Raw genomic sequence first — 22,707 nt, forward strand, 5'->3', positions numbered from 1 at the left:
AACGGCGTGTTACACACTGTAGTACATTTCAAATTCGAGTGGGTGCGGCGTCATACGGACACGTTGAATGTCAGCACGTTGTAATTCAATGTATGCATCAATCGCATCATCAGTAAACACACCACCACGGGTCAAGAACTCGCGGTTTTTATCTAATTCAGCCAGTGCTTCTTCTAAAGAACCCGCAACCGTTGGGATCTCTTTTGCTTCTTCTGGCGGTAAGTCATACAGGTTTTTATCCATCGCATCACCAGGATGAATTTTGTTGATGATACCATCAAGGCCAGCCATCAACTGGGCAGCAAACGCCAAATATGGGTTAGCCGCTGGGTCTGGGAAGCGGACTTCAATACGGCGTGCTTTAGTACTTGCAACTACGGGAATACGAATAGATGCAGAGCGGTTACGTGCCGAATAAGCCAACATGACAGGGGCTTCAAAACCAGGCACTAAACGTTTGTATGAGTTCGTGGTTGGGTTAGTAAATGCGTTTAGTGCACGGGCATGTTTGATGATACCGCCGATATAGTACAGCGCCATTTCAGACAAACCGCCATATTTATCACCCGCAAATAAGTTGACACCATCTTTTGATAAAGACATATGGCAATGCATGCCAGAGCCGTTATCGCCGACCAATGGTTTTGGCATAAAAGTCGCTGTTTTGCCGTAAGTGTGTGCGACATTATGGACAACATACTTATAAATTTGGGTTTCATCCGCTTTTTTAGTCATGGTATTAAAGCGGGTTGCGATTTCATTTTGACCGGCAGTCGCCACTTCATGGTGGTGAGCTTCAACAACTAAGCCCAACTCTTCCATGGTGGTACACATTGCAGAACGCAAGTCTTGTGATGAATCGACAGGAGGCACTGGGAAATAACCGCCTTTTACAGCAGGACGATGGCCTTTGTTGCCACCTTCATATTTAGTTCCTGAGTTCCATGCACCTTCGATATCATCGATGTGGTAGTAGCTGCTGTGCATACTGTTACCAAAACGGATGTCATCAAAGATAAAAAATTCAGGTTCTGGCCCAAACAGCACAATGTCAGCAATACCGCTAGAACGTAGAAAATCTTCAGCGCGTTTTGAAATTGAGCGAGGGTCACGATCGTAGCCTTGCATTGTGCCAGGCTCTAGAATATCACAGCGAATAATTAACGTACTGTCAGCGTAGAATGGGTCTAACATCGCAGTCGTTGGGTCTGGCATTAATACCATGTCAGACTCGTTGATACCTTTCCAGCCGCCGATTGATGAACCATCAAACATTTGGCCTTCTTCAAAGAAGTCTTCGTCAACTTGATGAGCAGGGATAGTGATGTGCTGCTCTTTACCTTTAGTATCGGTAAAACGCAGATCAATAAATCTAACATTGTGCTCTTCAATTAACGATAAAACATGTTCAGCGGACATTCTGGCTCTCCTGGTCGGGTCTAATCAACAAATGACTATATCAGATTAATGCATTTGTTGGTTTGTCTGGCTTTGCAGCGTCAGTATTTATTTTATGACTAGCCTGAATCTTATATAGGCTCTGCAATTAATATAAGCGAAAAACGTGCCAACTTTATAAAGCATAGCAAATACTGATTGTTACGAGGAAATATTTGAGTGGTGAATAAAAAACCGTTCAATTATGCACCATTATGGTGCGCATAGTGTTTTTATGCGCCATTAAGGTGCATTCTTGACTTTCTCATTCAGGAAGGATGGTGATGGGGAAATAAATATCAGCTTTACATCTTGTTTAAGTGTAAAGCTGAATAAATATAACTGATTTAAAGAATGGGTAAATAATAATGTACTAGCTACTCATCATCATTATCGGTTAATAACGCATTCACTTCTTCAATCTGTTTGACCGCATCATTGATGATTGAGGCAATTTGACGAGTTTGTTCTTCGTTTAACTGCTTCAGAACCATTTTATGACGTAATAAAGCTTTGAAGCGGTTTACTGCGGTTTCAATATCTTCCGCTAGATTACCGCCATGTTGTAGATCACGCGCTTTCGCCAATTTGCGAACTATAACTGCTTCAGTTTCTTTATTTTGCGCTAAATGCTCAGCACCTTCGGGGGTAATAGAGAAGCTTTTACGATTACGCTCAACAATTTGTGACTCTAAGAAGCCTTGTTCTTCGAGTAAGGTTAATGTTGGATAGATAACGCCAGGGCTAGGAACATAAAGGCCACTCGATGCTTCCTGAATGTCTTTAATAATTTCATAGCCATAACTCGGTTTTTTGGCAACAAGTGAAAGCACCATAATGTGAAGATCCCCATGGTCGAAGAGACGGCGTAAGCCTTTTCCTCTACCTCGACGACCTTCACCACGTCCGTGACCATGACGGCCTTCGCCGTGACAACCTTCACCACGTCCGTGACCATGGCGGCCTTCGTTGTGACAACCTCCACCCTGTTCGTGGCCATGATGACCTTCGCCGTGACAGCCTTTACCCTGTTCGTGACTATGACGGCCTTCGCCGTGACAGCAACTCCCCCCGTGGCCTCGTTGATTTTCGTCATGATGTGAATGATATACATGACGGCAAGAATGTATTAGCATATAAACCTCTTTTTGTTTTTTCGATATATCTAAATATCCGTCATACTCTTAAAACTGTGTGATTGGCGGTATCCAGTAATTTGATCCACATATTTTTTTGTATGTCTTTCAAAATAAATAGTGATGCCGTTAAGTGATAATATTGGGATATTTTGGATAAAGAGTATGCCAATTACTATATTTAGATATATCGAAAGTGTCAATTTAGATATATCTAAACGACACAGAAAGACATTAAAAGTGGTAATAGAGAAAGAAAGTTTATTTTTTATTCTTTTTTTGGGCTGCTAATATTTATTTTTTAGCGTATTATTCTGCTACTTTGTGATTTCTCAGTGCTGATATGAGCAATTTTCTAAAATCTTCCAGCATTGTTACGCAACTGAATGTTTTTTCGTTAAAAACTTTTTATATAGTGATGGGTTTCACATTTATTCCACTTGTGTGGAAAAACGTGTAAAATAACAGCAAATTAACGTAGAAAGTATGCTTTGAGCTATAATAACGACTCAAAAGGCATATTCCTTTTCTGTCAATTAAACGGTAAAAATCCTTGTCAATTCAAAACTTAAGAAACATCGCCATCATCGCTCACGTTGACCATGGCAAGACTACACTGGTTGGTAAACTACTACAGCAATCAGGCACGTTCGGTGAACGTGAAAATGTCGACGAGCGTGTTATGGACTCCAATGACTTGGAGAAAGAGCGTGGTATCACCATTCTTGCAAAAAACACAGCTATTCAATGGAATGGTTATCACATCAACATCGTAGACACCCCGGGTCACGCCGACTTTGGTGGTGAAGTTGAACGTGTTATGTCAATGGTTGACTGCGTTCTATTAGTTGTTGATGCAACTGATGGTCCAATGCCGCAAACTCGCTTTGTGACACAAAAAGCGTTTGATAATGGTCTAAAACCTATTGTTGTTATCAATAAAGTTGACCGCCCTGGTGCTCGTCCTGACTGGGTTGTTGACCAAGTATTCGACTTATTCGTTAACTTAGGTGCAACGGATGAGCAGCTCGACTTCCCTATCGTTTATGCTTCTGCATTAATGGGGATCGCGGGTAATGAACATACTGAAATGGCTGAAGATATGACGCCACTTTACGAAGCTATCGTGAAGTATGTTGAGCCACCTCAAGTTGATCTGGAAGGTCCTTTCCAGATGCAAGTTTCGCAGTTGGATTACAACAGTTACTTAGGTGTTATCGGTATTGGCCGTATTAAACGTGGTGTGGTTAAACCTAACCAACAAGTCACTGTCATTGATAGTGAAGGTAAAACACGTAACGGTAAAATCGGTAAAGTTCTGACGCATTTAGGTTTAGAGCGCATCGATTCACAACAAGCAGAAGCGGGTGACATTGTTGCTCTGACGGGTTTGGGTGAACTGAATATCTCTGATACCATCTGTAATGTTGGTAACGTTGAAGCATTGCCTGCGCTGGCAGTTGATGAGCCAACCGTTAGCATGTTCTATTGTGTTAACACCTCACCATTCTGTGGCCGTGAAGGTAAGTTCGTGACTTCACGTCAAATTCTTGACCGTCTGAATAAAGAATTAGTTCACAACGTGGCGTTGCGCGTTGAAGAAACCCAAGATCCAGATGCATTCCGTGTTTCAGGTCGTGGTGAGCTTCACTTATCTGTTCTGATCGAAAACATGCGTCGTGAAGGCTTTGAGCTGGCGGTTTCTCGTCCTAAAGTTATCATTCGTGAAATCGATGGCCGTAAACAAGAGCCATTCGAGCAAGTCACTTTAGACGTTGAAGAGCAGCACCAAGGCGACACCATGAAAGCATTGGGTGAGCGTAAAGGTGACCTGCGTGACATGATGCCAGATGGTAAAGGTCGTGTGCGTCTTGATTACATCATTCCTAGCCGTGGCCTGATTGGCTTCCGTACTGAATTCATGACAATGACTTCAGGTACAGGTTTGCTGTATTCAACATTCAGCCACTATGACGATGTTCGCCCAGGTGAAATCGGTGGTCGCCAAAATGGTGTTCTGATTTCTAATGGTCAAGGTAAAGCTGTTGCTTATGCACTGTACAGCCTGCAAGATCGCGGAAAATTATTCTTAGGCCATGGTGCTGAAGTGTATGAAGGCCAAATCATCGGTATTCACTCACGTTCAAATGACCTGACTGTTAACTGTTTGACTGGTAAAAAACTGACGAACATGCGTGCATCAGGTACTGATGAAGCAACAACATTGTCACCACCAATCAAAATGTCACTGGAACAAGCCCTTGAGTTTATCGATGATGATGAACTAGTTGAAGTGACACCACTGTCAATTCGCTTACGTAAGCGTCATTTGACTGAGAATGACCGTCGTCGTTCAAGCCGTTCTAAAGACGAATAATATTAGCTACTGAATAATTTCAGTCACTAAAATAGTTAGAAATGCCCACTTATGTGGGCATTTTTTTATGGGTTCAATAGTGGGTAAACCCCAGGACCTATCGGCAATCCGGCGTAGTACCAACCCACCAGTAGCAGTATCCATACGGCAAAGAAAACTAATGGATATGGCATAATTAAGGTGTAGTAAGTACCTAGCTGTGCATTTTTATAATATCGCTGGAGAAAACCTAAAAATAGTGGCAAGAAAGGTGACATTGGTGCAAGAGGTAACACTGCGGAATCCGCAATACGAAACACGATTTGTGCAAATGCGGGATGAAAGCCTAATAAAACAAACATTGGCACAAATATTGGGGCAAGAATAGACCAAATCGCGGAGCCACTTGCGATAAACATACATAAAAAAGCCGATAAGAACATTAAGCCAATAAAAGCTGGAACACCCGTCATCCCTAAATTTTCAAGCAAATCGGTTAAACCTATCGCCATAAATTTTCCCATATTACTCCAGTTAAAAAAGGCAACAAACTGAGATAATGGGAAGACCATCACAATGAAGCCAGCCATGCTTTTCATTGGATCGACAAGCAAGTCAGGAACATCATTCGGCTTTTTGATTTGCTTAGTCGAAACACCATAAGTAATTGAAACGACAAAGAAGAAAATAATAATAACAGGAACAATACCTTTGATGAATGGAGAAGGGATTATTGAGCCTGTGATAGGGTCACGAAGTGGTGCCCCTTCAGGTACAACCATTAAAGCGACAAGACCAATAAAAATAAGTGCTGATAAGCCACTCATCAAAAGGCCGCGATTTTGTAATGGAGTGAGTTCTTCGAGGCGGTCATGTGATGTTCCTTCCCACTTTGGAAGGCGAGGCTCAATAAATTTATCGGTTAATAGGGCACCCGTGATAGTTAAGACAATCACAGAAGTTGCCATAAAGTACCAGTTATCAATTACGCTGACATGTAAGTTTGGATCGATAATCATAGCTGCTTCAGTACTGATCCCCGATAGCAGTACATCGGTTGTGACAATCAATAGATTTGCGGTAAAACCAGAGCCAACCCCTGCGATTGCGGCAAGTAACCCCGCAACAGGATGGCGACCGACGGCAATGAAAATGAGCGCACCGAGTGGGGGCATAACAACGAGGGCGGCATCTGAGGATATATGACTAAAGAAGGCGATAAACAGCACCATATAGCTGGCATAACGCTTATTGATCCCTGAAGCCATTTTGTACATGAGTGCCTGCAATAATCCCACTTTTTCAGCAAGTCCAGCACCGATGACTAACGCTAATATTGCACCTAGAGGTGCAAAGCCACTAAAGTTTTTGACGATATTGGGTAAAATCCATTGAATACCTTCAACGCTCAATAAATTTTTGACACTCACCATCTCGCCATTCGCTGGATTTTTAACGGATAAATCAAACCATGAAAGAACAGCGGTAGAGACCATCAAAATAGCAAGAAGATAAACGAATAAAATAAAAGGGTTAGGAATTTTATTCCCAACACGTTCTATCCAGCGAAAAATAGCACCTGGGCTCTTACTCATTGAGGAAGATGTTTCGTTCATGATGTTTTCCTATATGTTTGCAATTATTGTTATTTTTTAGGATCGAGAATGGCGAGCTTGTTATGTTATTTTCCTCACCATTACAAAAATCATTTTAATTTAGAGGGCGTTATGCCTTGAGGGATCGGGCATTGATAAGGCTGTTCATGTCTTTTTTGATCAAATTCATGTTTTGCTTGTGATAGTAACTCGGGAGTGATGAGTAGTTCTAATGCGGTTGCTGCCATCACTTTACCCGCTAATAACATGCCTTTATGAGCGATAGCGGTGCGGCCTTGAGCCACTAATTGCCATGTATGTAATGGTGTACCGAAAGCAAAGCATGGACTAAAACATTGCGCGGTAGGGGTAACCCAACTCACGTCACCCACATCGGTAGAGCCATACATCAACTCTTGCGATTCAACATAAGGTAACACCTCATTCGTTAGGGCTTTATTTCCTTGGCGCTCACCCCATTTAATGCCTTCTTCGCCACCACTGCGAGCGGCATTTAATTTCGCATTACGTAGATCATCTTTCGTTAGCGTGGCATGAATTTGTTCTGCGAATTCACACTCTTGCTGGGTATACTCGGGAATACCATAAGCGGTAAGATGTTGGTACATGGCTTTTTCGATGGTACGATTTGGCACATAATTTGAACAAGCTTTATCAAACCGAATATTGAGGGTAGTGCCTGTCATTAATGCGGCGCCTTTAGCGATATCAATAACTCGTTGGTAAATATCGTGAGTTTGATCTAATTGGGGGGCTCTAACTAAATATAAGACCTCTGCATCGGCTTGGACAACATTGGGTGAAGCTCCTCCTGTATTGGTGACGGCATAATGGATGCGCGCTTCTTGAATAATATGCTCACGTAAGAATTGGATGCCCACATTCATTAAGCTGACCGCATCGAGGGCACTACGACCTAAATGGGGTGAGTTGGCCGCGTGGGAAGCAATACCCTTAAAGTGAAAAGCGGTTTGAATATTTGCGAGAGACTGAACATTAAAAACGCCGCTAAATGATTCGGGATGCCATGTTACAGCAGCATCAACATCGTCGAATAGGCCTTCTCTTACCATAAAGGTTTTCCCAGAGCCGCCTTCTTCACCCGGACATCCATAAAAGCGAATTGTGCCCAATTGTGGATTTTCTTGTAACCATGTTTTTATTGCGAAGGCTGCAGAAAGCGCGGCAGTGCCAAGTAAGTTATGACCACAACCATGTCCATTTCCGTTTTCAATAACAGGGCTAGGCTCACAACAGGCCGAATGCTGGCTTAAACCTGCAAGCGCATCAAACTCACCAAGTAGTGCAATAATGGGTTTCCCTGAGCCAAAACTCGCGATAAACGCGGTATCAATGCCACCAACACTTTTTTGTACTTGAAACCCTTCTTGCTCAAGGGCATTTGCCAATAACGCTGCTGAAAAAGTTTCTTCAAATCGCGTTTCTGGATGATCCCAAATTGCGTCGCTAAGTTGAGTAAATCGAGAGCGATTTTGTTCAATGTAGTCATTGATAAATGTTGTTAATATTTTATTCATCATGATGGCCTTGTTCAAATTCAGGAAGAGAGAGCGCAATAGTGGCGAGTGTTTTAACCGCAACCGACATGACATCTTCATCGAAATCAAAGCGCTCGTTGTGATGGCCTGCACTCAGGTCGGTGCCAAAAATTAGATAAGTTGCTTGCCCACCAAGGGCTTTAGTGCGCTCCATAAAATAGGTCGCGTCCTCAGAGCCTGCGGCTTGACCTTTATCATCAACAATTGAGGTGAGTTCTGGAATTTTGTTTTGTGCAAGGTGAGAAATAAAGTTGACCCATTGAGGGCTAGGATGGCTACTCTGAGCCGAGCCCATAAGTTTAATATCCACGTCCACACCTTGCATTTTTGCAGCGCCTTCGATGATGTTCATCGCTTGTTGATAAACAAATTCGTTGATTTGATTGGTTTCCCCTCGTGTTTCCACTTTCATTAGGGCATGGTCAGCAATAACGTTCCGGCCTATTCCGGCATTGAGCACTCCCACATTAATACGTGAACTTCCTTCGCTATGATGTGGGATCCCATAAAGGGCAAGAGTCGCTTGAGCTGCGGCAACCAGTGCATTTTTACCTTCTTCAGGCTTTGCGCCAGAATGTGCAGCAACACCGCGATAAGTCACATCAAACTTCGTTGTCGCAAGAAAGCTTTTGCTACCACACACTAATTCGCCTTTAGGCACACCTGTTCCGATATGGATCGCAACGAAAAAATCCACATCATCGACAACACCGGCTGTTGTCATTGATTTAGCCCCACGAGTTCCTTCTTCGGCGGGTTGAAAGATAATTTTGATACGGCCTATGAGTTGTGATTCAAATTGTTTCAATATATGGGCTAAGCCGAGGCCTATAGCAGTATGACCATCGTGCCCACAGGCGTGCATCATATGGGCATTGCAAGATGAGAATCCTTCAGCGTGAGGTCGATGTTGTTGGGTGAGATCCTCATTGAGATCAAGCGCATCCATATCAACACGAAATGCAAGGGTGGGGCCGGGTTTGCCTGTGTCGAGGGTGGCAACTATACCTGTAAATCCGCCTGAAAAATGCGATAACCATTGAGGGAGTGCTCCTTGGGCAATCGCGCGTTTTTCTTGTTCTGCCAATTGCTCTGGAGAAGGAAGTCCCATGCGATCGTCTGCATTAATCACTTCTTTACCTAATTGCAATTGGTAGCCAAGACGACTTAGCTCATCTGCAACGAGTGTTGCAGTACGAAATTCGAACCACCCAGATTCCGCATATTGATGAAAGTCACGGCGCCAGATTTGTAATTGAGGTGCGATAGCGGTAATCGCTTTGTTTATAGATGCATCCATAATTGTTATCTCTTTTAGTTATCACGTAGTGAGGAAGAACATGGAATATAAATATCCCATGATCGTTTATTTACTGAATTTAAATTTTATTTGTTGTTTTTAAATTAATGTTATATGACGCATTTTATTATTTTAATAATTAAAAAAAGCTTTATAGGCTTTAATGTTAATTATTTGTTATTATTTCAGCTTGACTGTACACAATCAAAATAGACCAAAAAAGATACGATTTTCTTTATCTATATAACTAATAGTTATCATGAGGCAGATATGGCTTTGCCAATAAAATTAAATCAGTTAAGAGCATTTGTAGAGATCAGTCGTCATGGCAGCATTCGAGCTGCAAGCCGAGTTTTGCATTTATCTCAACCAGCATTGACTAAATCAATTCGTGAACTCGAAATCTCATTAGGGGCGAAATTGTTTGTGCGTAGCCATCAAGGGATCCAGTTAACAGATTGTGGCGAGGGATTTTTGCGGCGTTCGAGCATCATTCTTGAAGAGTTACGCGTTGGGCAGGAAGAAATCCAACAACGTATTGGGCTATCGGGGGGAACCGTTAATATTGGTGTTGCCGGAAGTATCGCACGTTCATTGATGCCTAAAGTGGTTATACAGTTTCATCGTGATTTTCCTAATATCAAACTGCGTATTATGGAAGGACAACTGCTGACTATGTTGCCTCAATTGCGTCAAGGAGAACTTGATTTCACCGTAAATACTTATTATCCGGGTAGTTTAGATGCAGAATTTCATTTTGAGCGCTTAATGCAAAAAGAATACAAAGTGATTATGCGTAAAGATCACCCTAAGCGGAATGCAACCTCAATAGAGCAATTAGTTGACTGTGATTGGACAATGCCAACACCAAGAGGGACATACTATAAACAACTGTATGAGGTCTTTTCACTAATGGATAAGCCGATGAATTTTAGTGTAACTTGTGAAACATTGATAGGGTGTATGAGTCTTGTCGCACAGAGTGATTTTTTGACTATAGTGTCTATTGATACCGTTGATGACCCATTCTTTGAACAGCAGTTTATCGCTTTAGAACTGGCTAACAAGTTACCTTATGCCACATTTGCGTTGGTTCAACGTCGAGATCATACTTTATCACCGGCAGGAGAACATTTGGCGCGATTGTTCCGAATGTATTGTCATCAAAAGGATGATATCCCTGGTGGTTGTTGAATTGATCTTTAAAGGTCAATTTTTATGCTGTAAAAATAAGCAGCAAACATCAATAGCAACTTGAGGCGAATAGAAAAAACAATAAATAATCTCGAATTAGGGCTGTTCAGCTGTGTCAATAATGATTAAAGTAAATTTAGTTAATAATAAAGAGGAAAACGTATGCTGTATATCTTCGATATGGGTAATGTGATTATTGATATCGACTTTAATCGTGTGTTTGATAAATGGTCTGAGCTTAGTGGTACACCGAGTGAGGAAATCAAATCACGATTTACTTTTGGTAATATCTTTCAATTACATGAGTGTGGAAAAATTTCAGATATAGAGTTTGCTGAGCTGCTTTGTGAAGAAATGGGGATCACTCTGAGCTTCGAAGACTTTGCCGAAGGTTGGCACTCGATTTTTATTTCGCTAAGACCTGAAGTAATCGATATTATGGAGCGCTTGCGTGAGCAAGGCCACCGTGTTGTCGTCTTATCGAATACAAATCGCCTGCACTTAGACTATTGGCCACAGCATTACCCCGAAATTGCCGCTTCCTCTGACTTTCTTTATTTATCTCAAGATTTGGGGATGCGTAAGCCTGATCCTGAAATTTATAAATATGTTCTGCAATCAGAAGAATTTGAAGCCTCTGACGCGATTTTCTTCGATGACTTAGAAGCAAATGTTAAAGCGGCACAAGCCCTTGGCATTAAGAGCGTCCACGTCCTAAATAAAGATACCATTCCTGAATATTTCCGCACTTATGATTTTAGTGCTGAAGTGGAATAACAGACTTAATTTTTATCAGGGAGTCGCTTGGCGACTCCCTCTCTTCTTATCGAGTTATCATGATCGCATTAATTCAGAGAGTCACTCACGCGAGTGTTGTTGTTGATAAACAAATTGTCGGAGAAATTGATACCGGCTTGCTGGTTTTGCTCGGCGTAGAAAAAGAGGATGATGAACAAAAAGCGAAACGCCTATGCGAAAAAGTGCTTGGTTATCGTATCTTTAGTGACGAACAAGGAAAAATGAACTTAAATGTTCAACAAGCAGGAGGTGGCATTTTAGTTGTATCTCAATTTACCTTAGCGGCAGATACCAAAAAAGGCATGAGACCTAGCTTTTCCGGTGGCGCAGAGCCCGAACGAGCGGAAAAGCTTTACGCGTATTTTGCTGAACATAGTCGTCAACAAGGCATTGTGACTGAAACGGGTAAATTTGCGGCCGACATGCAAGTGAGTTTAACTAATGATGGTCCAGTTACCTTCTGGCTCCAAGTGTGATCCAATTTATTTAAGGGGTAAACAATGTACCATCTACGTACACCGAAAGATGATATTGAATTTGACGCTTATTACCAATTTCGTTGGGAAATGTTGCGTAAGCCCTTTAATCAGCCCTTGGGATCGGAAAAAGATGGCTATGACCTAACCGCTCATCATCAAATGGTTGTGGATGATAAAAACCGTATCCTTGCGATAGGGCGGTTATATATTAATGCTGATAATGAGGGGGCGATACGCTTCTTGGCCGTCAATCCAGTTATGCGGGGAAAAGGGCTTGGGAAGTTGATTATCATGGCGCTTGAGTCTATCGCCAGACAAGAAGATGTTAAACGCATTGTATCCAGTGTCAGGGAAGAGGCGGTTCAATTTTTTGATAAAATGGGATTTTCTAATCGTGGCATTGTTGCGGGTGAATTAAAAATGCCCGTTCGTCATTACCTGATGATCAAACCGATTGAAAGCCTAGACCAAATTCTTCATCGCCCTGATTGGTGCGGTGAATTGCAGCAAGCTTGGTATAAATATATCCCCCTGAGTGAAAAAATGGGCGTGCGTATCGACCAATATACGGGTAAACGCTTCATCACGACAATGCCGGAGTCCGGAAACCAAAATCCTCATGAAACCATATTTGCGGGTAGCCAATTTTCGCTTGCTACCCTTACCGGTTGGGGGCTGATTTGGCTGTTGATGCAAGAGCATCAATTAGGTGGTGATATTGTGCTAGTGGATGCAAGTATTCGCTATGGTAAGCCCGTCAGCGGCAGGCCGACAGCGGTTGCTGACTTATCCCATATGAGCGGTGACCTTGATCGTTTAGCAAGGGGGAGTAAAGCAAGGGTTAAGTTAGAAGTGCAAGTGAGCGGAACTGGAAACCAAGTTGGTGCGGTATTTAGTGGCACTTATCTAGTATTACCCGTTGGCACAGAAATGCATAAACTTCCCTAACTTAAAATGTATTTAAGCAATAAAAAAGTCGATGCAAGATGCTCGACTTTTTTATTGCGGCATTAACGATACAGATTACGGTGTTATCAACGAAGGAATCTGAGCCTCGATAGATTGTGTACTTTGTTGTTCAGGTGATGCCTCATACGGTACGATGGGTGGCTCCGGTGTCTCTGATACCGATGAAGTCACTTCCCCTTTAACGACAGTACGGTACATTTGTTTACCTTGTAATGGTATTACAACGAGTTCGCCATTAAGACTTTTTTGCAGGGAAGATGATAGGAAATCCCCTTGTAACGTTGCATCAAAATCGCCAATCATTTGTGCAGGAAAACCTGCCCATCCCCATTGATTTAAATTAGATAAATCAATATTTGTCCCTGATGCACGCAATAAGAATGGCATTTTTTTCGGTTCTTGCTTGATTAATAGCCCAAGCTTACTGATCCCTTTATCTGTGCTGACGGTCAAACTTGCTGCCGCAGAGGATTTCCCACTTTGTCGAATCTCTACAAAAGGACGACGAACAATAACTTGGTTGATTGTGCCACTATCTGCCGTTAACGTCGCTTTACCGCTCCAAATTCCCCATTGGCTTTGTTTGATTAGATCCATGTTTTCAATATTGGCACTTAGCGCAGTAAATTCAAATGTGAACTGCGGTTGGATATTCATTAACAGCGATTGCGACAGATTGAATTTTTTAATAGACAGCCCTGATAACCAAGATGGTGCAGGTTCGACAAAGAATTCAAGCCATTTTTCTGGCAAGGTGTATAGAACGCCAGCGAGTTTAGCATCATCAATCGTCAGTACTTTATCATTACGTTGCCATGAGCCACTTAAGTTAAATACCCCTTTGTTGTAGTAGCCTGACAGCTTATTAATATCAATGGTATCACCATTAATATCGAGTTCACCAATGAGTGTGTCGAGTTGTTGTTCTTGAATGACTAATTGACCCATATTGAAATTGATTTTACTTTTCGGGCTATTCCAGCTACCTCTTACAAAACTGAGTTGATCGATTTCGGTACTTAGCCCTGAAAGCGCCCAATCTTTTCCTTGAATATCAATATTAGTCAGTTCAAGATTTTTGATCTGTAAGGTTTTATCGCTGTTAATTGCATCAAATAGCGCATCAAAAGAAATATTATTTTGCCAGCCCACTTTATTCATTGTGAGGGAGTCAATGATTATTGAACCATCAGTAAAAGCCTTACCTTCACCTGAAATATAGCCATTATTGAGGTAACCACTTGCTTTACTAATATCGGTGACTTTTTCCTGTAATTTTCCAGTAATCGCGACATTTCTAAAGGGGAGGTCGTTAATTGTCATTTGGTTAGTGGTGAATCGGAAATCCCCATAACCGAAAGGATGATTCGTTGTTGGTATCCAAGGGGTTATCCCGCCAGTAAAACCAGTCAATTCTACGGTTTTATCAGCTTGTTTGAATTTTATTTGGCTATTTTCAAACTGCAAAATACTCGCAGAAATAGGCAGCTTAGTGGAGGATTCGGATGAGGTTGCTGCAAGTTCCCCTTGTGTAATCACCAAGCGGCGGATGGCATTGCCACTAAAGAGATTTTGCCAGTTTATATCAATAACAACCTGACGTGCATTCAAAGAGAGATCTTTATTTTGCGATTCGAGTTTGACATCTTGGAAGACAAATTCGCCAGGAGTGGAAAATTGATGACCCATTATGCCGACATCGATATCAAAGTCGGTAAACTTACTCAAAAATTGGCTGGAATAAGATGCTCCCCAACGGGTTTGCAAGCCGATATAGGCAAAAATAATCACTAATAAAAATAGTAATAAGATGTAGGTGATTAACTTAGTCAGCCATTTCAAAGGGATTTGCCTCTTTGTGATGAGAACATTAAGGTTTGATATCGCACGGATGTTTAATTTATCGGCAATTTAAAGAATAGCATACAGAAGAACCGCCAGAATATTCAACTCTGGCGGTAAAAAGAGGAATTATTTTTCGAGGGGAAAAATCAAATTCAGAACAATTGCGGTTAAACCACCGGCAGCGATACCGGATGAAAACAGCGTTTTTAGCCAATCTGGTGCGAATTGCAGTATGAGAGGTTGCTGGGAAACGCCCATTCCTACTGCAAGGGATAGCGCAATAATCATAATTGCACGGCGGTTAAGAGGCTCACGAGAAACAATACGCACACCTGACGCTGCGATAGTACCAAACATCACAATAGTTGCACCACCGAGTACTGGCTCCGGGATTTGTTGCACAAACCCGGCGACAGCTGGGAATAAACCAAGCAGTACTAGCATGAAGGCAACAATATAGCCAACATAGCGGCTTGCTACCCCTGTTAGCTGAATTACGCCGTTGTTTTGCCCAAAGCAAGAATTTGGGAAGGTATTGAAAACCGCAGAAACCATTGAGTTCAAGCCGTTGGCTAACACCCCGCCTTTAATTCGCTTCATATACAGCGGGCCTCTAACCGGTTGCTCTGAAACATCTGAGGTTGCGGTGATATCACCGATAGTTTCTAGGGAAGTGACCATAAAAATTAAAATTAAGGGGATCAGTAAATTCCAATCAAATGATAAACCATAGTAGAAAGGCTCAGGCACAGTAATAAAGGATTGCTTGGCATCTGTAGGTTGGGCTGCAGGCAACATATCCATCCACCAAGCCACAAGGTAGCCGACCGCCATGGCAATCACTAATGAAGCGACGCGTAAGTAAGGGTTTTTTTGGCGATTAAGTAAGATGATTACCGCAAGTACAACGCCTGCAAGAATTAAGTTATTGGGGGAGCCAAAAGTATTATCGCTGATTGCACCGTAGCCGCCGCCAATTGACGTGAGCCCAACTTGAATGAGCGATAAACCAATAATCATCACGACAACCCCCGAGACTAAAGGGGTGATTACACGACGTGCTAAATGTAAAAAACGCGAAAGGATCACTTCAGCCAGCGCAGCAACCAGTAATGTGCCAAATAATGCTGCCATCATTGATGGGATATCCGCACCACCTTGTTTCAGTGCAACACCCCCCATAATTAAAGGTGCAACAAAGTTGAAACTAGTCCCTTGAATCGAGAGTAACCCTGATCCAATCGGCCCCCAAGCTCTTATCTGAATCAGTGAGGCGATTCCTGATGCAAACAAAGACATACTGATGATGCGTTGGGTATCGTGGGCAGGTAATCCAAGAGACTGACAAATGAGCATAGCAGGAGTGATGACTGCGACAAACATTGCGAGAAGATGCTGACCTGCCGCAAAAAGAGCTTGTGGTAGTGGCGGTCTGTCTTCAAGTCGATAAATCAATTCACTTTGCGTTTGTGCTGTCGTTTTTACTGCTGCTTCAACGTCCTGTTTTTCAGATGCTGTTGTGTTCATTATCGGATCCCCGCCGGCAAAAAACGCATTGTAAAGTGATTGGTTTTAAAAGCAATCGTTTGCGCAAAATATTTTTTATCCCTCATTCGATTAAGGGCGTCACATTTTTATATGTTTTAACTTGTATTTATTGCGAATTTTTTTTCTAATCCTAGCACCTGCTTTGGCGTTTTAAGGATGAAATTAACGTCTTATTTAGTTTTATATAATATTAACAACAGATGAGGTACGTAAATGTATCATCTCGATGTCTACGGTACGCTGGTGGCAGCCACTCTTGTGCTATTGCTTGGACGTAAACTTGTAAAATCGGTTCCTTTTTTAGAAAAATACACCATTCCTGAACCCGTAGCGGGCGGTTTGTTGGTTGCTTTTAGCCTTTTGGTTATCAAGCAAGTTTTTGATTGGAGCCTTTCTTTTGACTTATCACTGCAAGAACCTATGATGTTAGCATTCTTCGCCACAATTGGTTTGAATGCGAACTTAGCCAGCTTGAAAGCTGGTGGTAAAGCCTTGTTTATCTTTATCTTTGTCGTTGTTGGCTTGCTCTTAGTCCAAAATACAGTGGGTATTGCGCTCGCAAAATTACTTGGCTTAGATCCATTGATGGGACTGCTTGCTGGCTCGATTACCTTATCGGGTGGCCATGGTACAGGCGCCGCATGGGGTAAAATCTTCACAGAAAGCTACGGTTTTAAAAGTGCAACCGAAGTTGCAATGGCATGTGCAACATTTGGTTTAGTTCTTGGTGGGCTAATCGGAGGCCCTGTTGCACGTTTCTTAACGCGCAATATCCCAACGCCGGGCACCTTAGATGACGATAAAGATGTTCCTACGGCATTTGAAAAGCCGCAATCAGGACGTATGATCACCTCGATGGTGTTAATTGAAACAATTGCATTAATTGCAATTTGTTTGCTTATCGGGAGTTTTATCGCAGGCTTGTTAGCGGAGACGGCTTTCGCATTACCTAAGTTTGTTTGTGTTCTTTTTGTGGGTGTTATTTTAAGTAACAGCTTGTCATTACTTGGTTTTTATCGCGTGTTCGACCGTGCGGTTTCTGTCATGGGTAACGTCAGTCTTTCTCTATTCCTTGCGATGGCACTGATGAGTTTGAAATTATGGGAGTTAGCTTCGTTAGCGATCCCGATGATTGTTATCCTGGCTGTACAAGCATGTGTCATGGCGAGTTATGCTATTTTCGTCACTTTCCGCGTGATGGGTAAAAACTATGATGCGGCGATTTTAGCGGCAGGTCATTGTGGTTTTGGCCTTGGCGCCACACCGACGGCAATAGCCAATATGCAAGCGGTAACCGATCGGTTAGGTCCATCTCACCTTGCATTCTTAGTTGTACCAATGGTTGGGGCATTCTTTATCGATATTGTTAATGCCATAGTCATTAAATTGTATCTAATGTTGCCTATTTTCCCCACGATTGCAGGCTAGTTATTCATTTTAATAATATAAAGTTAAGCAGGTATTGCCGTGAATTTATTCACGGCAATTTTCATTTAGCGGGATAAAGATTAGGCGTGGCTATATTGTTCGCGCTCAGGCAACCATCTTTCAATGATTTGTTGCGCATTCTCAGGATAGTTTTGTTGGATGTGCCGAGCAATACGTTGCACTTCTGGCAACATGTACTGATCACGTAATAAATCAGCAACTTTAAAATCGGCATTCCCCGTTTGCCTTGTTCCTAATAATTCACCTGGGCCACGGATTTCAAGGTCTTTCTGTGCAATCACAAAGCCATCATTGCTGTCGCGTAATACTTGTAAACGTTGTTTTGCCGTATGGGTTAAGGGTGTTTTGTATAACAGGACGCAATGGGATGCGATAGCACCGCGACCAACACGGCCGCGTAATTGGTGTAATTGTGCAAGCCCTAATCGCTCTGGGTTATCAATAATCATCAAACTGGCGTTAGGAACGTCGACACCGACTTCAATCACGGTTGTGGCGACGAGAAGCTGAATTTCATTGTTTTTGAAAGCCGCCATGATGCTTTGTTTTTCCGCAGGCTTCATTCGACCATGCACTAAACCGACTTTGAGTTCAGGAAGGGCGAGAGCAAGTTCTTCACTAGTCACTTGAGCCGCTTGAGCTTCTAATAGCTCGGAGTCTTCGATCAAGGTACAAACCCAATAAGCCTGACGGCCTTCATCGATACACGCTTGCCTGACACGCTCGATAATATCGTTACGTCTTGTATCTGGGATTGCGACTGTTGTCACCGGCGTTCGGCCTGGAGGAAGCTCATCAATCACTGAAGTATCTAAATCAGCATAAGATGTCATCGCTAGCGTTCGTGGGATTGGCGTAGCGGTCATTATTAGTTGATGAGGATGATAACCTTGCTGTTCGCCTTTCTCACGCAGAGCGAGGCGCTGGTGAACGCCAAAGCGATGTTGTTCATCAATAATAATTAAGCCTAGGGCTTTAAAGCTTACCTGTTCTTGGAATATAGCGTGAGTTCCCACTACCATGGCAACGTCACCATTGGCAATAGCCTCTTGCTGCTGCTGGCGAGCTTTTCCTTTTTGCTTGCCGGCAAGCCAGCCGACTTGGATCCCCATAGGCTCTAACCATTGCTTAAATGTATTGGCATGTTGTTCCGCCAATATTTCCGTAGGAGCCATTAACGCAACCTGTTGCCCGTTCTCAATGGCACTGATTGCGGCTAGTGCGGCAACCAGTGTTTTTCCTGATCCTACATCCCCCTGAATTAACCGCATCATAGGGGTATCTTTGGCAAGGTCTTGTTCGATTTCTGCCACTACGCGGCTTTGTGCATTTGTCGGTGTAAACGGTAGTTGTGCTAATAATTGCGATTTTAGTTTGCCACTGGCAGTGAGCGATTTGGCATACAGGCGTTCATTGCCTGCCCGAACCGCTAACATACTTAAATGATGTGCGAGCAACTCTTCCAGTATCAAGCGTTTTTGTGCTGGATGATGACCGGTTTCAAGTTCACTTAAAGCAACATTTGGGGGCGGATTATGCAATAAACGAATGGCATCAGGTAGACTAATCAAACCACGGCTAAGTTCTTCGGGGAGCAGTTCTTTGATATTGCCACTTTCAAGCATCGCGAGCGCTTGATCCATCACTTTCCTGAGCGTTATTTGGCGGACGCCCTCAGTTGTTGGGTAAACAGGGGTTAAATTTTCTTGTAGTGCAATTCCACTGGTGTCTTGTGAAACCTTATATTCAGGATGAATAATTTCTGGGCCCGTATTTCCTCGGCGTACTTCACCGTAGGCAATGACATGGCGGCCTTCCGCTAAATTATTTTTCATTGCCGCTGAAAAATTGAAAAAACGAAGTGTTAAGTTCCCTGTCCCATCGCTAATAAGGCAAGTCATCATTCTTTTTCGACCAAATAGAATTTTAGTCTGTAATACTTCACCTGTAATGGTTGCGGTTGAACCTGGTTGGAGATCGCGTATTTGATAAAGGCGAGTATGATCTTCGTAGCGAAGCGGAAAATGCAAAAGCAGGTCTTGAACGGTGTTCAAACCTATTTTACCCATTTTTTCCGACTGGCTCGCACCAATGCCATGCAAAGAAGTCAGTGAAATGGTATCAAGTAGTCCACTGTTCATGATGTTTTCCTTAACGTCGCTTTTGTCTTTTTAGCTGCATTTGTACCCACCATTCATCGTCAGCTTCTATTTCCCCTTGTTGATTAATGTAGGGGCGAGGAAGACCTTTGCGTTTAGCAACCTCAGAGAGAACAGGGTAACCTCCCTCGAAAAGCCACTCTTGTTGTTCTTGTTCAGTTAAAAGGCTGAATTCGCGTGTGTACATTCCCGCTATCTGCCTTTGGCGCTGAGCTTCGTATAAAATGAGTGCAGAGGCAACTGAGACATTAAGGGACTGAACCATGCCAACCATAGGAATGATAATATGCTGGTCAGCAAGGGCTAAGGCCTCTTGTGAGATCCCTTTTTTTTCTTGTCCCATCATAATACAGGTTGGTCGGGTATAATCAATTTCACGAAAATCAACGGCATGCTCTGATAAATTAGTCACCAGAACTTGCATATTTTGTGATTTTAGATGTGAAATAGCTTGTTGGGTGGATTGATGGGGGATGACTTTAACCCAACTATTGCTGCCTGCGGCAGAAGAGACTGATAGTTTGACATGTTGATCAGACCAAATAGCGTGAATTTGATGTATACCAACGGCATCTGCACTACGAACAATCGCAGACACATTATGGGGTTTGTGAATTTCTTCAAGGCAAATCGTTAGGTCGGGCTGCCGCATCGCCATCATTTGGCAAATGCGGCGATAGCGGCGTTCATTCATAGTCAGTTACGGTATCTGTTAATTAATATCCAGCTAATTACGGTTTCGGCTGACACGCAGAACGTCAGGCATAATACGTATTTTACGCATTACATTTGCCAATTGAACACGGTTCTTGGTGGTCAAACGAATAAAGGCGCAATAGACTCGACCATCTTTTTCTTCAGTGTTCATGCTTTGAATACTTGAGTTCGCATCATTGATAGCAGCAGTCAAGTTAGCAAGAGCGCCTTGATGGTTGATCATATCGACTTTGATTTCTGCAATAAAATCAGTATCAGTTTCGTTATCCCACTCAACAGCCATAAATTTATCAGGCTCTTTTTGGTAGCCTCGAATATTACGACATGACTCATGGTGGATAACCAAACCTTTCCCCGGACTGATGTGTGCGATGATTGGGTCTCCCGGAATTGGGCGACAACATTTTGCAAATGTAATCAATACGCCATCAGCACCTTTAATGGAGAGTTTATTATGGCTTTCGACAATCACCTGATCTTCAGGGGTTGTTTGTGGGTTATTTTGTAAGTTACGGGCAACCACCATACTCATCGCATTACCTAAGCCTATTTCAGCGAGTAGGTCATCGATGGAGTGTAATTTCATACGCGCCAATTCAGCATCGATATTTGCTTGTGGTACATCGTTAAGCTTATAGCCAGCGCCGAGAGCATGATTGAGCAAGCGACGGCCCAAATTAATTGAGTCTTCACGTTTTAAATTTTTCAGTAATTGGCGTATTTTGGCTCGAGCTTTAGAACTTACGACAAAGTTTAGCCAAGCTGCGTTAGGTCTTGCCCCAGGAGCCGTAATAATTTCAACAGTTTGCCCACTGGTCAGTGACTGAGAAAGTGGGTATGGTTGACGATCAACACGGGCGCCAACGCAAGCATGGCCTATATCCGTGTGTACTGCATAGGCGAAATCAACCGGTGTAGCTCCGGTTGGCAATTCGACAATACGGCCTTCTGGTGTGAAAACATAAATTTCATCAGGGAACAGGTCTGATTTCACACTTTCAATAAATTCGAATGAGCTTCCAGCACTTTGTTGCAGCTCAAGTAAACTCTGCATCCAACGTTGTGCTCTGACTTGCGCGGTTGTTCCTTGTTCACCTTGCTCTTTATAAGCCCAATGTGCAGCAACCCCCATTTCAGCCATTTGATCCATATCTTCAGTACGGATTTGAACTTCAACAGGTACGCCGTGGGGCCCAATAAGCGAGGTATGTAAGGATTGGTATCCGTTCGCTTTAGGTATCGCGATATAGTCTTTAATGCGCCCCGGACGAGGTTTATAAAGGCTGTGCATTTGACCTAAAACACGGTAACAAGTATCGACATCTTTGACGATGACCCTAAAAGCATAAATATCCATAATAGAATGAAATCGTTGCTCTTTTTGGTGCATCTTTCGGTAGATGGAGTAAAGATGTTTTTCACGCCCACTGACGCGACATGGGACGCCCGCCTCAGTTAACCGACCGTCAATTTCAGAAAGGATTTTTTGAATCATCTCTTTACGGTTACCTCGAGCAGCTTTAACTACTTCTTTGATAACGCGATAACGGTTTGGATACAAAGCTTCAAAACCCAACTCTTCGAGCTCAGTTTTAATATGGTGTATACCCAATCGGTGAGCGAGGGGACTGTAGATTTCTAATGTTTCACGCGCAATACGTCGACGCTTATCTGGCCTTAGTGAGCCAAGCGTGCGCATATTGTGAGTGCGGTCTGCCAGTTTTATCAAAATGACCCGGATGTCTTTTACCATCGCCATGATCATTTTACGGAAGTTTTCTGCCTGAGCTTCTTTTTTGTCGCGAAAATTTAGCTTATCAAGTTTGGATACACCTTCGACGAGACCGGCAACGGTAGTACCAAACAACTGCTCTATGTCCTGAAATGTCGCTGGAGTATCTTCAATCACATCATGAAGTAGCGCGGCCATCAGTGTTTCATGATCCAAACGCATTTCAGCTAGAATGCAAGCAACAGCAACTGGGTGAGTAATATAGGGCTCACCACTTGAACGGGTCTGTCCTTCATGGGCATCCCGTGCGACAACATAGGCTTTTCTCAGTAATTCAATTTGCTCTTTAGGGAGGTACTTTTGAATAACGAGATTTAGGCTTTCAAACAGATACAAGGCAGACCCACCTTAGT

16 protein-coding genes are annotated in these 22,707 nt (G+C 42.8%); 6 read left to right on the top strand and 10 right to left on the bottom strand.

The annotated features are described in order from the left end of the window. Positions 1–9 precede the first annotated feature (9 nt). Complete coding sequence (gene glnA, locus M998_RS12040) at positions 10–1,419, bottom strand: glutamate--ammonia ligase (protein WP_068438608.1); 1,410 nt, start codon at positions 1,417–1,419, stop codon at positions 10–12. A gap of 395 nt (positions 1,420–1,814) precedes the next feature. Beyond that, on the bottom strand, positions 1,815–2,573 hold the full coding sequence (locus M998_RS19815) for a PadR family transcriptional regulator (protein WP_232007527.1): 759 nt from the start codon (positions 2,571–2,573) through the stop codon (positions 1,815–1,817). Between the two features lie 553 nt (positions 2,574–3,126). Here M998_RS19815 and typA point away from each other — a divergent pair. Beyond that, positions 3,127–4,950, top strand: coding sequence for a ribosome-dependent GTPase TypA (typA, locus tag M998_RS12050; RefSeq protein WP_068438605.1), 1,824 nt, complete (start codon positions 3,127–3,129; stop codon positions 4,948–4,950). Between the two features lie 65 nt (positions 4,951–5,015). Here typA and abgT read toward each other — a convergent pair whose 3' ends face one another. The 3 genes from abgT to M998_RS12065 form a co-directional block, all read right to left on the bottom strand. After that, positions 5,016–6,545, bottom strand: a complete 1,530-nt coding sequence (abgT, locus tag M998_RS12055; protein WP_068438602.1) for a p-aminobenzoyl-glutamate transporter — start codon at positions 6,543–6,545, stop codon at positions 5,016–5,018. An 89-nt stretch (positions 6,546–6,634) separates the two neighbouring features. Then, positions 6,635–8,083: a M20 family metallopeptidase gene (locus M998_RS12060; RefSeq protein ID WP_068909076.1), complete on the bottom strand. Its 1,449-nt coding sequence runs from the start codon at positions 8,081–8,083 to the stop codon at positions 6,635–6,637. Further along, a complete protein-coding gene (locus M998_RS12065) occupies positions 8,076–9,404 on the bottom strand; it encodes a M20 family metallo-hydrolase (RefSeq protein ID WP_068438597.1) in 1,329 nt (442 codons plus the stop codon). The genes M998_RS12060 and M998_RS12065 overlap by 8 nt, the downstream gene beginning before the upstream one ends. Positions 9,405–9,674: 270 nt before the next feature. On the opposite strand from M998_RS12065, the gene M998_RS12070 reads away from it, so the two are divergent. From M998_RS12070 to fabY, 4 genes are all read left to right on the top strand, one after another. Then, a complete protein-coding gene (locus tag M998_RS12070; RefSeq protein WP_068438593.1) occupies positions 9,675–10,598 on the top strand; it encodes a LysR family transcriptional regulator in 924 nt (307 codons plus the stop codon). 162 nt (positions 10,599–10,760) lie between these two features. Beyond that, positions 10,761–11,375, top strand: coding sequence for a glucose-1-phosphatase (gene yihX / locus M998_RS12075; RefSeq protein ID WP_068438590.1), 615 nt, complete (start codon positions 10,761–10,763; stop codon positions 11,373–11,375). Between the two features lie 59 nt (positions 11,376–11,434). Continuing rightward, positions 11,435–11,872: a D-aminoacyl-tRNA deacylase gene (dtd, locus tag M998_RS12080; RefSeq protein ID WP_068438587.1), complete on the top strand. Its 438-nt coding sequence runs from the start codon at positions 11,435–11,437 to the stop codon at positions 11,870–11,872. 24 nt (positions 11,873–11,896) lie between these two features. Next, positions 11,897–12,823, top strand: a complete 927-nt coding sequence (fabY, locus tag M998_RS12085; RefSeq protein ID WP_068438585.1) for a fatty acid biosynthesis protein FabY — start codon at positions 11,897–11,899, stop codon at positions 12,821–12,823. 75 nt (positions 12,824–12,898) lie between these two features. Here the strand turns inward: fabY and M998_RS12090 are convergent, their stop codons facing one another. Then, the gene (locus M998_RS12090; RefSeq protein ID WP_068909078.1) at positions 12,899–14,686 is read right to left on the bottom strand and encodes an AsmA family protein; all 1,788 of its coding nucleotides are present in this window, start codon (positions 14,684–14,686) and stop codon (positions 12,899–12,901) included. A gap of 129 nt (positions 14,687–14,815) precedes the next feature. Continuing rightward, entirely contained in the window at positions 14,816–16,216 is a 1,401-nt protein-coding gene (locus tag M998_RS12095) for a uracil-xanthine permease family protein (RefSeq protein ID WP_068438580.1), read from the bottom strand. Positions 16,217–16,450: 234 nt separating this feature from the next. Here M998_RS12095 and gltS point away from each other — a divergent pair, with 234 nt between their 5' ends. After that, entirely contained in the window at positions 16,451–17,665 is a 1,215-nt protein-coding gene (gene gltS, locus M998_RS12100; protein WP_068438577.1) for a sodium/glutamate symporter, read from the top strand. A gap of 80 nt (positions 17,666–17,745) precedes the next feature. Here gltS and recG read toward each other — a convergent pair whose 3' ends face one another. Genes recG through spoT form a run of 3 tightly spaced genes read right to left on the bottom strand, consistent with a single transcriptional unit; the run spans position 17,746 to position 22,690 of the window. Beyond that, positions 17,746–19,827 carry an ATP-dependent DNA helicase RecG gene (recG, locus tag M998_RS12105; protein ID WP_068438574.1) on the bottom strand — a complete coding sequence of 694 codons (2,082 nt, stop codon included), beginning with the start codon at positions 19,825–19,827 and terminating at the stop codon, positions 17,746–17,748. A gap of 10 nt (positions 19,828–19,837) precedes the next feature. Beyond that, positions 19,838–20,539 carry a tRNA (guanosine(18)-2'-O)-methyltransferase TrmH gene (gene trmH, locus M998_RS12110; RefSeq protein ID WP_068909079.1) on the bottom strand — a complete coding sequence of 234 codons (702 nt, stop codon included), beginning with the start codon at positions 20,537–20,539 and terminating at the stop codon, positions 19,838–19,840. A 33-nt stretch (positions 20,540–20,572) separates the two neighbouring features. Next, positions 20,573–22,690 carry a bifunctional GTP diphosphokinase/guanosine-3',5'-bis pyrophosphate 3'-pyrophosphohydrolase gene (gene spoT, locus M998_RS12115; protein ID WP_068438568.1) on the bottom strand — a complete coding sequence of 706 codons (2,118 nt, stop codon included), beginning with the start codon at positions 22,688–22,690 and terminating at the stop codon, positions 20,573–20,575. Positions 22,691–22,707 lie beyond the last annotated feature (17 nt).

Origin of the sequence: Providencia heimbachae ATCC 35613 (assembly GCF_001655055.1) — a bacterium.
GTDB lineage: Bacteria > Pseudomonadota > Gammaproteobacteria > Enterobacterales > Enterobacteriaceae > Providencia > Providencia heimbachae.

What these genes read in the sequence shown, in the direction of transcription:
- yihX (WP_068438590.1), top strand. Translation starts at nt 10,761, where the DNA reads ATGCTGTATATCTTCGATATGGGTAATGTGATTATTGATATCGACTTT.
- abgT (WP_068438602.1), bottom strand. Translation starts at nt 6,545, where the DNA reads ATGAACGAAACATCTTCCTCAATGAGTAAGAGCCCAGGTGCTATTTTT.
- trmH (WP_068909079.1), bottom strand. Translation starts at nt 20,539, where the DNA reads ATGAATGAACGCCGCTATCGCCGCATTTGCCAAATGATGGCGATGCGG.
- M998_RS12070 (WP_068438593.1), top strand. Translation starts at nt 9,675, where the DNA reads ATGGCTTTGCCAATAAAATTAAATCAGTTAAGAGCATTTGTAGAGATC.
- recG (WP_068438574.1), bottom strand. Translation starts at nt 19,827, where the DNA reads ATGAACAGTGGACTACTTGATACCATTTCACTGACTTCTTTGCATGGC.
- glnA (WP_068438608.1), bottom strand. Translation starts at nt 1,419, where the DNA reads ATGTCCGCTGAACATGTTTTATCGTTAATTGAAGAGCACAATGTTAGA.
- dtd (WP_068438587.1), top strand. Translation starts at nt 11,435, where the DNA reads ATGATCGCATTAATTCAGAGAGTCACTCACGCGAGTGTTGTTGTTGAT.
- fabY (WP_068438585.1), top strand. Translation starts at nt 11,897, where the DNA reads ATGTACCATCTACGTACACCGAAAGATGATATTGAATTTGACGCTTAT.
- gltS (WP_068438577.1), top strand. Translation starts at nt 16,451, where the DNA reads ATGTATCATCTCGATGTCTACGGTACGCTGGTGGCAGCCACTCTTGTG.
- M998_RS12065 (WP_068438597.1), bottom strand. Translation starts at nt 9,404, where the DNA reads ATGGATGCATCTATAAACAAAGCGATTACCGCTATCGCACCTCAATTA.
- M998_RS19815 (WP_232007527.1), bottom strand. Translation starts at nt 2,573, where the DNA reads ATGCTAATACATTCTTGCCGTCATGTATATCATTCACATCATGACGAA.
- M998_RS12060 (WP_068909076.1), bottom strand. Translation starts at nt 8,083, where the DNA reads ATGAATAAAATATTAACAACATTTATCAATGACTACATTGAACAAAAT.
- M998_RS12095 (WP_068438580.1), bottom strand. Translation starts at nt 16,216, where the DNA reads ATGAACACAACAGCATCTGAAAAACAGGACGTTGAAGCAGCAGTAAAA.